The following is a 13,976-nucleotide window of genomic DNA, read 5'->3' as shown; positions in this document are numbered from 1 at the left end:
TCAGTCAGCAACGCTGACAGCTTCCCACTAAAAAGGGGAAGCCTTTAATAGGAGGTAAACATGATTAAAGAGGCAATTGTAAAAATCGTAAACAAGGGAGATTTAACTTATGAGGAGGCTTACACAGTCATGAATGAAATCATGGGTGGGGAAAGCTCTCCAACACAGAACGCGGCTTTTCTTGCTGCACTTTCTACAAAGAGTGCCAAGGCAGAGACTACTGATGAAATTGCAGGTTGTGCTGCCGCAATGAGAGAGCATGCTATAAAGGTTGAAACAGGAATGGATGTTTTTGAGATAGTTGGAACAGGTGGGGACAATGCTCATAGCTTTAACATTTCTACTACTTCGGCACTTGTGGCAGCTGCAGCAGGAATGAAGGTGGCAAAGCATGGTAACAGAGCTGCTTCATCACTTTGCGGAACGGCTGATTGCTTGGAGGCACTTGGAGTAAATATCAATCAAAGTCCTGAAAAATGTGTGGAGCTTTTAAAGGAGGTTGGAATGTGCTTCTTCTTTGCTCAAAAGTATCACACATCCATGAAATACGTGGGAGCAATCAGAAAGGAGCTTGGTTTTAGAACAGTATTTAACATCCTTGGACCTTTGACAAATCCAGCTACACCTAGTATGCAGCTTCTTGGAGTTTACGATGAGTATTTGGTAGAGCCACTGGCTCAGGTACTTATAAGCCTTGGGGTAAAAAGAGGAATGGTTGTGTATGGTCAGGACAAGCTTGATGAGATTTCGCTTTCAGCTCCAACAAAGATTTGCGAGATAAATGATGGATGGTACAAAACATATATTATTGAGCCAGAGGATTTTGGATTTGAAAGATGTACAAAGGATGATTTAAAGGGTGGCACTCCTGAAGAAAATGCAAAAATAACAAGAGATATTTTAAGTGGAGCTAAGGGGCATAAAAGAAATGCAGTGCTTTTAAATGCAGGAGCAGCTCTTTACATCGGAGGAAAGGCAGATAGCTTTAAGGATGGAGTAAAGCTTGCAGCTGAAATAATCGATTCAGGTAAGGCTTTAGAAACACTTGAGAAGTTCATAATAGTTAGCAATGAACTATCAGAAGACAAAATTGATGAGATTTCAAAGGCTGTGAATGGAGCTTGTTAAGGAGATGCCATGAATATACTTGAGCAATTGGCAGAGCATGCAAAACAAAGAGTCGCTGAGAAAATGAAAAATAAGTCACTAGAAGAAATAAAAAAAGAAGCATGCAATATGCCAAGGGGAAATTTTGAATTTGAAAAGGCACTTCGTAAAAACGATATAGCTTTTATCTGTGAGTGCAAAAAGGCATCCCCATCAAAAGGAGTAATAGCAAAAAGCTTTGACTATTTACAAATAGCAAAGGATTACGAAAAGGCTGGGGCGGATTGCATATCAGTATTGACTGAACCAAAATGGTTTTTAGGAAGTGATGATTATCTTAAAGAAATCGCAAATACGGTAAAAATTCCTTGCATAAGAAAGGATTTCACCGTCGATGAATATATGATTTATGAAGCAAAGCTACTAGGGGCAAAAGCAATCCTGCTGATATGTGCCATATTAGAGCAACGTCAAATAAAAGAATATATTGAGATTTGCGATGAGCTTGGAATCAGCGCCTTGGTGGAAGCACATGATGAGGTAGAAATAGAGATGGCGATTAAGGCAGGTGCCAGAATAATAGGTGTAAACAATCGTAACCTAAAGGACTTTTCAGTGGATACAGGCAATAGCAAGCGCCTAAGACAATTGATTCCAGAAGACATAATCTTTGTATCAGAAAGTGGAATAACCGCTAATGAAGATATAAGAGCTTTACGAGGAGCAAAGGTAGACGCTGTATTAATTGGTGAAACACTTATGAAGGCAGAGGACAAAACAGCTAAGCTAAATGAATTGAGGAGGATTTAAAATGACTACTATTAAGCTATGTGGACTGACAAGAGAAGAAGATATAAAAACTGCAAACAAGCTAAAGCCAGAATATATCGGTTTTGTTTTTTATGACAAAAGCAGAAGAAACGTGACTAAAGCAAAAGCAAAGCAGCTTAAAAGCATGTTAAATCCTGAAATTAAAGCTGTAGGTGTTTTTGTAGATGCTCCAGCCTCACAGGTGGAGGAGCTGTTTGACGAAAATATAATCGATGTGGCTCAGCTTCATGGCAACGAGGACGAGGATTACATCAAGGAGCTTATGGATAACAACATTCCAGTAATCAAAACCTTTAAGGCCAACTCTCCAGAGGAGCTGATTAAGGCTGAAAAATCAAACGCCGATATGATAATGCTTGATGCGGGAAATGGTGAAGGAGTTCCAATTAAGGATTTAAAGCTTTTGACATTTATAGACAGACCTTTCATTCTTGCAGGAGGATTAAACCAGGAGAATGTGGCTTCTGCAATAGAAATCACAAAGCCATTTGGAGTAGATGTAAGCACAGGAATTGAAACAAATCATTTGAAGGATGAGGAAAAGATGATTAGCTTTGTCAGTGCAGTTCGTAAAGACGGTACAAGTTCAAAGAGCAAAGGACGCTTTGGTGTTCACGGCGGTCAGTATATTCCAGAGACACTTATGAATGCAGTAAATGAGCTTGAGGAGGCATACAACCATTACAAGGACGACCCAGAATTCAACAAAGAGCTTACTGATTTACTTAACAACTATGCAGGAAGACCAAGCCTTTTATACTATGCTAAAAAGATGACAGAGGACTTAGGCGGCGCAAAAATCTATCTTAAAAGAGAAGATTTGAACCACACAGGAAGTCACAAGATTAACAACGTACTTGGCCAGGCACTTCTCGCTAAAAAGATGGGAAAGACCAGACTTATTGCAGAAACTGGCGCAGGCCAGCACGGCGTTGCAACAGCAACAGCTGCAGCACTTCTTGGAATGGAATGTGTTGTATTTATGGGAAAAGAGGACACAGAAAGACAGGCCCTTAACGTATATCGTATGAAGCTTCTTGGAGCAGACGTTATCCCAGTTACATCAGGAACAGCCACACTTAAGGATGCAGTTTCAGAGGCAATGAGAGAATGGACAACTCGTATTGATGATACACATTATTGCTTAGGTTCTGTAATGGGACCACATCCATTCCCTACTATTGTAAGAGATTTTCAGGCAGTTATTTCAAAGGAAAGCAGAAGACAGATTCTTGAGTTAGAGGGAAGACTTCCGGATGCAGTTATCGCATGTGTTGGTGGTGGAAGCAATGCAATTGGTTCCTTCTATCACTACATCGAGGATGAAGGAGTTCAGCTGATTGGTTGCGAGGCTGCAGGACGAGGCATTGATACATTTGAAACAGCAGCTACAGTAAACACAGGAAGAATCGGAATTTTCCATGGTATGAAATCATATTTCTGCCAGGATGAATATGGACAGATTGCTCCGGTTTACTCTATTTCTGCAGGCTTAGATTACCCAGGGGTAGGTCCAGAGCATGCACATCTTCATGATATTGGCAGAGCAAAATATGTGCCAGTTACAGATGACGAGGCAGTAGATGCCTTTGAATACATCGCAAAAACAGAAGGAATCATTGCAGCAATCGAATCCAGCCATGCTATCGCATATGCGAAGAAGCTGGCCCCAACAATGAATAAAGATCAGATTATTATCGTTACAGTTTCAGGCAGAGGAGACAAGGATTGTGCAGCAATCGCACGCTACAGAGGGGAGGATATCCATGAGTAAAATAGCAGAGGCATTCAATAATAAAAAGGCATTCATTCCATTTATCACATGTGGAGATCCTGATTTAGAAACCACTGAAAAGATTATTGTAGAGCTTGAAAAAAATGGAGCAGATTTGATTGAGCTTGGAATCCCATTTTCTGACCCAACAGCAGAAGGTCCTGTAATCCAGGGCGCCAATATCCGTGCCTTGAAAAATAAAATAACAACAGATGATGTTTTTGACATGGTAAAAAGGGTGAGATATAAGGTGCAGGTTCCACTTGTATTTATGACATACGCCAACGTTGTCTTTTCCTATGGTACAGGTAGATTTTTCGAAAAATGTAAAAATGTAGGAATCGATGGAATCATTTTACCTGACGTACCTTTTGAGGAAAAAGCAGAATTTGAAGAAACAGCTTCAAAATATGATGTGGATTTCATTTCAATGATTGCTCCAACCTCAAAGGAGCGAATCGACATGATTGCAAAGGAAGCCAAGGGATTTATATATGTAGTATCCAGCCTTGGTGTTACAGGAGCAAGAACAAAGCTTGATGAAAGTATAGCTAATCTTGTTGAACAGGTTAGGAAGAACACTGATGTGCCATGTGCTGTTGGTTTTGGTATTTCCACCCCAGAGCAGGCTGCAAAAATGGCAGATATTTCAGATGGAGCAATTGTAGGCTCGGCCATCGTAAGGGTGATTGAAGAATATGGAAAGGATGCACCATCGAAGGTAGGCAGCTTTGTTAAGGAAATGAAGGAGGCTTACCATGCATCCTAGTATTGATGAGGTTATAAAACTTGCCCAAAATAAAGAGTTTAAAAGAATTCCAGTGATGCTTGAAATGCTTTCTGATGAGTACACTCCAATAGAAGTGATGCGAATCATAAGAAATGCATCTCATCAATGCTACTTATTAGAGAGCGCTAGCCAAACAGAGACCTGGGGACGATATACATTTTTAGGCTTCAACCCAAAACTGGAAATCACCTGCCAGGATGGACAGCTTCTTATTAAAGAGAACAAAGCTGGCAACAAAACTCTTGTAGAAGAAAGAAAGGTAACCCATCCTAACGATACCTTAAGGGAAATCTTATCAAAATATAAAACCCCAAGGCTAGAAGGCTTTCCTACATTTACAGGAGGTCTTGTAGGATATTTTTCCTATGATTATATAAAATATGCCGAGCCAAAGCTGGGACTAAAGTGTGACAAGCAGGACGATTTCAAGGACATGGATTTGATGCTCTTTGATGATGTAATAGCCTTTGATAATTTTAAGCAAAAAATCTATCTAATTACCGGGGTGATGGTAGAAGATGGAGATATAGCTGAAAGCTACGATAAGGCTATGCTTAGGCTTATGGAGATTAAATATCTTCTTCAAAATGGAGTAAAGAAAATCTTCGAGCCAATTCATCTTAAGACAGATATTAAGCCTAAATTTACAAATGAAGAATATGGACAGATGGTCATAAAGGCCAAGCATTATATCAAAGAGGGCGATATTTTTCAGGTAGTGCTTTCAAATCCCCTTACGGCCAAGGCTTCAGGTAGCCTGTTTGATACCTATAGATTGCTTCGCGCCAGCAATCCTTCTCCTTACATGTTTTATTTTTCAAGCTCTGATATTGAGCTTGCAGGAGCCTCTCCAGAAACACTTGTAAAGGTTGATAATGGAGTAGTCAGCACCTTTCCACTGGCAGGAACCAGACCAAGAGGCAAGGACAGCGCCGAGGACAAGGCTTTAGAGGAAGAATTATTGGGGGATGAAAAGGAACGGGCAGAGCATAACATGCTGGTGGACTTAGGCAGAAATGATATTGGAAAAATAGCAAAGCTTGGTTCTGTAAAGGTAGATAAATACATGGAAATAGAACGCTTTTCCCATGTAATGCACATAGGCTCCACTGTGGTAGGACAGCTATCAGTGGGGAAGGATGCGATAGACGCAGTAGATGCCATCCTTCCAGCAGGAACTCTTTCAGGTGCTCCAAAATTTAGAGCCTGCCAGATTATAGATGAGTTAGAGCAAAGCAAGCGAGGCATTTATGGTGGTGCCGTAGGTTATCTGGATTTTACGGGAAACCTTGATGTGTGCATCGCAATCAGGCTTGTATATAAAAAGGATGATAGTATTTGCATCCGTTCTGGAGCCGGAATAGTTTATGATTCCGTACCAGAAAAAGAAGCGATAGAATGTATCAACAAGGCGAAGGCAGTGGTAAATGCGGTGAAGGAAGCTGAGGGAGGTTTTAGATGATTCTACTTATAGATAACTATGATAGTTTTTCCTACAATCTTTATCAGCTGGTAGGAAAGTTCAATCCTGATATAAAGGTGGTTAGAAATGATGAGCTACGTCTATGTGATATAGAAAAATTAAATCCAAGTCATATAATCATTTCGCCTGGTCCTGGTCGACCTATTGAAGCAGGAATTTGCGAGGATGTAATCGCCCACTTCAAAGGAAAGCTTCCTATATTGGGTGTATGCTTAGGCCATCAGGCTATCTGTGAAACCTTCGGTGCAACTATATCTTATGCAAAAGAGCTGATGCATGGCAAGCAGTCAAAGGTAGCTGTTGATACAAGAAGCAAAATATTCGAAGGGCTTCCAGAGGAAATAAAGGTTGCCCGCTATCATTCACTAGCTGCTGAAGCAGATACCTTACCAAGCAATCTACAGGTAATTGCCACAGCAGAGGATGGTGAGATAATGGCGGTAAAGCATAAGGATTATGACATCTACGGCCTGCAGTTTCATCCAGAATCAATAATGACTCCAGAGGGTGAGAAGATGTTAGAAAACTTCTTGGCTTGTTAAGAATATTTAAACGGTAAAAATATTTTTTAGAATTCGTTATAAAATATAATTATATCTTGACTTTAAATGCGACTGAACATATACTTTTATCATTAGATTTGATAAATGCGTTTCAGGCGCATTTATTTTTTGGCCCTCATGCTTTAGCACTTAAAAGCGATAATGCTTTAAATCAATATATTAAATTACGCTTTAAAAAATATCCGGGGCATATTCTTTATATAATTTCGCTATAAGCTATCTATTTTTTCTCAGGTAGATAGTTTTTATAAATTCTATTAAAGGGAGGTAAGAACATGAGAAAAAGCTGGATACCTAAGAAGGTATTGTCAGTGATTATGGCAGCAGCACTTGCTATGTCGCCAACAGTCACTGCAGTAGCTAGTCCAGTAGAAGAACAGGTAGATGAGACAGTTGTATCTGAAACAACTAATGACAAAGCCGATGATACTCAGTCTGAAGCAGAATCAGAAGCTGAAGAAGCAACAGAAGATTTACCAGTCTTCGAAAAGGTAGACCCTAAGGAAGAGGGGCTCGAGGATCTTACAGAAGTTCTTAATGGTGAGGATGTTGAAACACCAAATGAGGAAGTGGATCCTAACGAACAGACTAGAGTAATTATTGTAATGGAGGGCGACAGCGTCCTTGATAAGGGGTACGACACAGAGGATTTAGCTGAAAATAAATCAGCAATGCGTGCCGCTGACAAAATTGAAGCAGCTCAGGAGAAGCAGGTAGAAAAGATTTCTAATGAAGCTTTAGATGGCGAAGAGTTGGATGTAAACTTTAACTTCTCAATCCTTACAAATGCTATTTCAGCAGATGTAGCTTTTAAGGATATCGAAGCTATCGAAAAGGTAGATGGTGTAGAGGCTGTTTATGTTGCATCACAGTATGAGCCATGTGTAGAGGCAGAGCCAAACACAATCACATCTGGTGATATGGTTGGCAGCTACGAGACATGGGCTACAGGCTACACTGGTGCAGGTACTCGTATCGCAGTTATCGATACAGGTATCGATATCGATCATCCATCATTTGATGCAGATGCATTTGATGCTCATTTAGAGGAGACAGCAGAGGCAGCTAGCAAGAGCGTTTCTGATTACAATCTTCTTAATGCAGACGAAATTGAAAATGTCCTTCCAAATCTTAATGCTACAAAGCAGTACGAAGGACTTACAGCAGATGAACTTTTCAATAATGACAAAGTTCCATTCGCATTTAACTATGTAGACAAGAATCTTGACATCACACATGACAATGATGAGCAGGGTGACCACGGTACACACGTATCTGGTATTGCTACAGCAAACTATTATGTAAAGAACGCAGCTTCAGCTACTGGCTTTGCCAGAGAGACAGCAGGAGTTGTTGGTATCGCACCAGATGCACAGCTTATCTCAATGAAGGTATTCGGTACAAACGGTGGTGCTTACACAGATGATTACATGGCAGCTATCGAAGATGCACTTCTTCTTAAGGCAGATGCAATCAACTTAAGTCTTGGCTCATCAGCAGCTGGTAACTCATCTGATGAAGAAGAGTATGTAAATGAAATCTTCAAGAAGCTTGAAGGTACAAGCACAGTTGTTTCTATTTCAGCTGGTAATGCAGGTCGTTGGTCTGATAGCTCAACCTATGGCGTGAACCTTTCAAAGGATGTAAACCTTGATACAGTAGGTTCACCTGGATCATACACAAACGCATTTACAGTAGCATCAGCAGTAAATAGCGGTATGACAGCTAACAACTTTACACTTTCTGATGGAAAGAACATCTTCTATACAGATGCAAATGATACACTTGCTCCTCAGTTCTTAACACTTGATGTGTCAGAGGACAAGAGCGGTACAGAGTATCCATTCGTATTCCTTAACGCTAAAGGCGAGCCAGCTGATTACGAAGGCGTTGATGTAAAGGATAAGATTGTATTTGTATACAGAGGTGCAATCACATTCGGTCAGAAGCAGATGAATGCTGAGGCAGCAGGCGCAAAGGCAATTGTTATTGTTAACAATCAGCCTGGCACAATCACAATGACAATGCAGGGAAGCACAGCTGTTATTCCAGCAGTTTCTATCAAGCAGTCAGAGGGTGAAGCAGTTGCTGCAACAGGTAAAGAGGTTGCTGAAGGCGTATACGAAGGAACAATCAAGATTAACACAGCAGTTGCAACAGACAGAGATGTTCCTGGCGGATATACAATGAGTGATTTCTCATCTTACGGTGTTCCAGGTTCACTTGATCTTAAGCCAGAAATTACAGGCCCAGGTGGAAACATCTACTCAACAAGAGACAATGGTACATACGGACAGATGTCAGGTACATCAATGTCAGCTCCATCTCTTGCAGGTCAGAGTGCTCTTGTACAGCAGTACATCAAGGAAAATGACCTTGCTGCAAAGAACGACATTTCAATTAGAACACTTGCACAGTCACTTATTATGAGTACTGCAACACCACTTTATGAGGATAACGATAAGACAGGTCTTGAGTATTCTCCTCGTTCGCAGGGTGCTGGTCTTGCAAATGTTCAGGACGCTATTTCATCACCAGCTTACATCTTAGTAGGCGACAAGGAAGGCAATGACGGTAAGGTTAAGGCAGTTCTTGGTGATGACCCAACAAAGTCAGGTAACTACTCATTCTCATTCGATGTTTATAACATGGACGAGGATGCACAGTATTATGTACTTGATTCAACAGTACTTACAGAAGAGCTTTATGACAGAAACGGTACAACTTACATTTCAGGAAGCTCACACAAGCTTAACCCAGAAGTAACTCTTACAGCTGATGATACAAAGCTTGTTTACGATCTTAACGATGATGGCAAGGTAAACAACAAGGATAGAAAGATTCTTCTTCAGGTTGTTAACGGTTCACGTGACGTTGCTATCGTTGAACAGAATCAGGAATACTATGATTTCAACAATGACGGACTTGTAGATACAAAGGATGTTTACGCTTTATCTAAGCAGCTTAAGGGCGGTGAGGCAGTAGCTGATCTTGCACTTGAAGTAGTGGAGGTAAAGGATAGCACAAAGGTTAATGTAGCAATCAACCTTTCAGACAGCGATAGAGAATATTTAGCTGGCTTCGAAAATGGTATGTATGTAGATGGTTTCATCTATGTAAAGGGTGGCGTTGACATGTCAGTTCCATTCCTTGCATTCTATGGAAGCTGGATGGATTCATCAATGTTTGAGGATTTTGATTTTGAGGAGTATGTTCACAATTCAGAATACGCTGCAAATGCTGCAACATATTCAGGCATTTCAAAGACAAACTTCCTTTCAATCTATCCACTTGGAATAGATAACGAGAAGTATTACATTCCAAATTACTTTGCAGATGATGCTAAGTATATTGCAGATAGAAATGCAATCAGCTCTGAAAATGGAACAAAGCTTGGTGCACAGTATTACTCATTAATGCGAAATGCTGGTAGATTGATTCTTACAATTACTGATAAGAATACCGGAGAGAAGTATTTCGAGCATATCGAAAAAGACCAGTACGCTGAGTTCTATAGCGCAAGCAAGGGAAGATGGCTTGAGAACATTGCAGCACAGGATCTTAACTGGGCTGGTACAGATGCTAATGGTAACCCACTTGCAGATGGTACAGAGGTTGAGATTTCACTTCAGGCAATTCCAAGCTACTACAATGATGTAGAAGATGTTTCTACACTTAATGCTCCTGGTATGTTTATCAAGACACCAATGGCAATTGATAACACAGCACCAGTAGTAACAGACGCTGTTAAGACTGAGGATGGTAAGTACTCTATCACAGCTTACGATAACCGCTACACAGCATCAGTTCTTGTAATCGCTAGCGATAAGAAGACTGTAATTGGCAAGTACGCTGTAAATCAGGAAGAAGCAGATAAAGATATGGAAATCCTTATCGATGCTCCAGATGATGTATTCTACGTAGAGGTATATGATTACGCTCTTAACGGATCAGTTTACAGATTCAACAACACAGGACATGCTGATACAAAGTTTGTAACAGATATTACAGTTGACAAGGATGAGGTTGAGCTTGAGGTAGGAAAGCAGACACAGGTTAAGGCAACAGTTGGTCCTAAGTGGCTTGCAGAAAACTACAATCTTGTTGAATGGTCAAGCGATGATGAAAGCATTGCTAAGGTTTCAGCAAACGGTGTTATCACAGCAGTTGCAGAAGGTGAGACAGTAGTTAAGGTAACAACACTTGCAACTGATAAGAAGGGTAAGCACCTTACAGCTGAAGTAAAGGTTAAGGTTGTTAAGAAGGCTGAAAAGAAATCTGATGAAAAGACAGAGGAAGAAAAGACTGAAACAACTGATGACCAGGATAAGGAAGAAGCAGAAGATGTAGTTGAAGATATTACAGAAGAAGCTACAGAGGAAAAGGCTTCCGATGAGACACCATCAGAGGATGACACTGCTTCTGAAGAAGAAACAACAGGAGGAGAAGAAAGTGATGAATAAATCAATAAAGAGAGCAGCCGTTCTTTGCATGGCAGCGCTAACACTATTTACATCTACTCCTTACACAAATGTGGCTAAGGCTGCAAATGTTACACCAGTACACACAACAGTTACATCTACTGGAAAGGCAGACAGCCAGAAGATTACATACAAGCTTACACTTGATAAGACAACTGTTTCTGATGGTAGAGTTGCTGTTGAGTACGACCCAAATGTATTAGTTCTTAAATCTGATTCTGAGGGAATTAAGTTTAGTGACGTTGATGTAAATAAGAATTACGAAAATGAAGAAGCAAAGGGAATCGCTTATGCATTCGTTAACGATTCACCAAAGACTGCAGCAGGAACACTTATGACTGTTCAGTTTACAGTTAAGGCTGGTCTTTCTTTACAGGATACTACTATCAAGACAAAGGTTCTTGGTCTTAACAATGAAGCTACAGATGTAGTTGCAGCACAGGATTTAGAGGATGTTGTATCTGTAGGTAGACCTGTACTTAAGACACCACAGATTAACAGCATCAGCCAGACAATCCTTGGTGTATATGTAAAGTGGTCTAAGGATGCAAATGCAGATGGCTACGTTGTTTACAAGAGCACATCTAAGGATGGCAAGTACACAAAGTTTGCTACAATTAGTGGACTTAACAGCCTATATGATATTGCAGTTGCAAACAACAAGACATACTACTACAAGGTTGTTTCATACCAGGGTAGTGGTGCAAATAGAGTATATTCTGAGGAGTCAGCTCCTGTATCAATCAAGGTTAAGAAATTCTTTGGATTATTTAGCTAAGAGCAACAGGAAACTTTAACTCTAAAGTAAACTTATTATTGGAGGTTCTAGTTAAGCTAGAGCCTCCTTGTCTTTTCATAAGACTTGATATACTAATAAGACCAATTTTGGCGCTTTCATTTTTTCTAGGTTCATTTCTAATAATATTTGTAAATATAACCGTAGCGTAATCCTTGTCTTTAACAAAGCTGATTTCTACAGGCTTTGTTTCATCAGCATATTTATCAATATTCGTAAATACGTTATTAAAGATTCTTAATACATCATCTGCATTTACTTTAATAGTGAAGTTTTCAGCAGGTTCCTTAAAATCAAAGCTAAATCCCTGATCCATTAGAGGAGGAGTAAGCTCAGATATAAGCTGCATAAAAAATTCCATTCCATCAAATTCCTCAAGGGCATCATCAGTTCTTTTAGGATTAGGCTCAAATGCAAGGAAGTACTCAAACAATCTATCAGACATTTCTTTTATCTGGTGGCAGGTAGTAAGTGCTGTATCCAAATATTTATCTAGTTCCTCCTGGGAATTGTAGTGATGCTCCCTTAGGATTTCCAGATATCCCATCTGTGTTGTAAGAGGAGTGCGAAGGTCATGGGACAGTGCAGTGACAAGGCTGTTATTTGCCTGCAGGGCTTTCTTTTCATTTTCCATCTGCTGAATAACAGCGACACGCATGGAATTAAGGCTGGTTGCCACGTTTGCAATTTCGTCATAGCCCTTTACAGGAATGTTGTAGTTCAAATCACCGCCTTCCAGGATGTTGATACCAGAGGTAACCTCCTTGATGTAGTGAATCTTTTTTCTAACAAGGCTAGTGATAATAGTGATGATTATTATGGCTGCTATAAATAGATTTATAATGTGGATTTTGTTGTATAAATCATATTGAAAATCTTCAAAGACATGCATTATATACTGGCCATCAGCAAAGTCTATGGTGTATTCTTTTGCGTAAGGGTTGTATTCATAGCTTTCTTCCAAATCTTCATCTGAGATATTATAGTCCGAATCTGGATCTGTATAATCCATCAAAAAATTGTAGGTGACTTTACCATTTTTTTCGATGTAGAAATATACGTAAGGGTTTTGTGTGCCCCAGGCCTGAATTGTCAAGGGGTCATCCCCATCTACATTATTTTTTTCAATATAATCTTTGAAATCCTCAATAGATTCCTCCAATCGTTTTTGCACGTATACCTTTTTGCACCATTTAGAGGAGTAGATGGCCTCATTAGCCTGTTGTAGTAGAAGAAAGATAACCAAGCCTGTTAGCATGGCAAAGCCAATGGTGAGCCATAGCTCTATATATAAAGATTTTGTTGTGAGCTTTCTTAGTTTTCTCATTGTAATTTATATCCCTTTCCCCATACAGTAAGCAGATGTGTTGGCTTGGATGGATCATCCTCAATCTTAGTTCTAAGGTTCCTAATATGAACCATAATAGTGGCATTTGAGCTGTAAAAATATGGTTCGTTCCAAATGCTTTCATATATAAGCTGCGCGGGAAATACCCTTCCAGGACTTTCTATTAAAAGGCGCAGGATTTGATACTCAAGCTCTGATAAATCTACGGCAGTTTCTTCACCAGTGGATGATGTAATGAAGACCTCGTTTCTATCTTTTGCTACCTTAAATATATCGTAGGTAAAATAGTTGTCGTTTGGGGCAGCTTCCTTTCCTTTATATACATAGTAGCGACGAAGCATGGATTTTACTCTGGCTGTAAGCTCGCTGTGAGAAAAAGGCTTCGACAGGTAATCGTCGGCACCTATAAGAAGGCCAAGTGATTTATCTGAATCAGTACCCTTTGCAGTAAGAAACAGTATTGGCATCTGATAGCTTTCTCGAATCTTTTTGCAGACATCCAAACCAGATATGCCAGGCATCATAATATCTAAAATGATAAGGTCGATGCTGTCATCTACCAGAGTAAGGGCAGTCTCTCCATCAGGAGCTTCTATAATAATGTAGCCTTCACTTTCTAATAAAATATGAAGTATATTTCTGATTTCTTCGTTGTCATCAACAATAAGTATTTTTTGATTTCCCATATTATCCTCGTAATTTAATGAAATTTACAATGCATCTGATTGTATAGTATCACAAAAACTTCAACTAAATATGAAAATCCTGTTTCTTTAGTTTTCTTTAGATTTACCTTAGGTTTT

General features: G+C 39.8%; 10 protein-coding genes and 1 pseudogene. 9 read left to right on the top strand and 2 right to left on the bottom strand.

Annotation, left to right across the window (positions count from 1 at the left end):
• Nucleotides 1-60 precede the first annotated feature (60 nt).
• The 9 genes and pseudogenes from trpD to BM097_RS00745 all read left to right on the top strand — a co-directional run bounded on the left by trpD (nucleotide 61) and on the right by BM097_RS00745 (nucleotide 11,807).
• Complete coding sequence (gene trpD, locus BM097_RS00780) at nucleotides 61-1,128, top strand: anthranilate phosphoribosyltransferase (RefSeq protein WP_090544936.1); 1,068 nt, start codon at nucleotides 61-63, stop codon at nucleotides 1,126-1,128.
• A gap of 9 nt (nucleotides 1,129-1,137) precedes the next feature.
• Entirely contained in the window at nucleotides 1,138-1,917 is a 780-nt protein-coding gene (trpC, locus tag BM097_RS00775; protein ID WP_090544934.1) for an indole-3-glycerol phosphate synthase TrpC, read from the top strand.
• Between the two features lies 1 nt (nucleotide 1,918).
• A pseudogene (locus BM097_RS16895) lies at nucleotides 1,919-2,488 on the top strand (phosphoribosylanthranilate isomerase); the annotation flags it as partial.
• Entirely contained in the window at nucleotides 2,483-3,712 is a 1,230-nt protein-coding gene (trpB, locus tag BM097_RS00770) for a tryptophan synthase subunit beta (RefSeq protein ID WP_242944630.1), read from the top strand. The pseudogene BM097_RS16895 and the gene trpB, both read left to right, overlap by 6 nt.
• Nucleotides 3,705-4,481 carry a tryptophan synthase subunit alpha gene (gene trpA, locus BM097_RS00765; RefSeq protein WP_090544930.1) on the top strand — a complete coding sequence of 259 codons (777 nt, stop codon included), beginning with the start codon at nucleotides 3,705-3,707 and terminating at the stop codon, nucleotides 4,479-4,481. Before trpB ends, trpA begins: the two co-directional genes overlap by 8 nt.
• Complete coding sequence (gene trpE, locus BM097_RS00760; RefSeq protein ID WP_090544928.1) at nucleotides 4,471-5,964, top strand: anthranilate synthase component I; 1,494 nt, start codon at nucleotides 4,471-4,473, stop codon at nucleotides 5,962-5,964. The genes trpA and trpE overlap by 11 nt, the downstream gene beginning before the upstream one ends.
• Complete coding sequence (locus tag BM097_RS00755) at nucleotides 5,961-6,527, top strand: anthranilate synthase component II (protein WP_090544926.1); 567 nt, start codon at nucleotides 5,961-5,963, stop codon at nucleotides 6,525-6,527. The genes trpE and BM097_RS00755 overlap by 4 nt, the downstream gene beginning before the upstream one ends.
• A 296-nt stretch (nucleotides 6,528-6,823) precedes the next feature.
• Complete coding sequence (locus BM097_RS00750; protein ID WP_090544924.1) at nucleotides 6,824-11,011, top strand: S8 family serine peptidase; 4,188 nt, start codon at nucleotides 6,824-6,826, stop codon at nucleotides 11,009-11,011.
• A complete protein-coding gene (locus tag BM097_RS00745) occupies nucleotides 11,004-11,807 on the top strand; it encodes a hypothetical protein (RefSeq protein ID WP_090544922.1) in 804 nt (267 codons plus the stop codon). The genes BM097_RS00750 and BM097_RS00745 overlap by 8 nt, the downstream gene beginning before the upstream one ends.
• On the opposite strand, the gene BM097_RS00740 is transcribed toward BM097_RS00745, so the two are convergent.
• Together BM097_RS00740 and BM097_RS00735 are read right to left on the bottom strand one after the other, a co-directional pair.
• Nucleotides 11,800-13,152, bottom strand: a complete 1,353-nt coding sequence (locus BM097_RS00740; protein WP_090544920.1) for a HAMP domain-containing sensor histidine kinase — start codon at nucleotides 13,150-13,152, stop codon at nucleotides 11,800-11,802. The two genes, BM097_RS00745 and BM097_RS00740, sit on opposite strands and share 8 nt — an antisense overlap.
• A complete protein-coding gene (locus BM097_RS00735) occupies nucleotides 13,149-13,859 on the bottom strand; it encodes a response regulator transcription factor (RefSeq protein WP_090544918.1) in 711 nt (236 codons plus the stop codon). Before BM097_RS00735 ends, BM097_RS00740 begins: the two co-directional genes overlap by 4 nt.
• Between the last annotated feature and the right edge of the window lie 117 nt (nucleotides 13,860-13,976).

Source organism: Pseudobutyrivibrio sp. OR37 (assembly GCF_900113655.1).
Classification (GTDB): domain Bacteria; phylum Bacillota; class Clostridia; order Lachnospirales; family Lachnospiraceae; genus Pseudobutyrivibrio.
The sequence above is the reverse complement of the archived record's forward strand: the minus strand, read 5'-3'. Positions and strand labels throughout refer to the sequence as shown.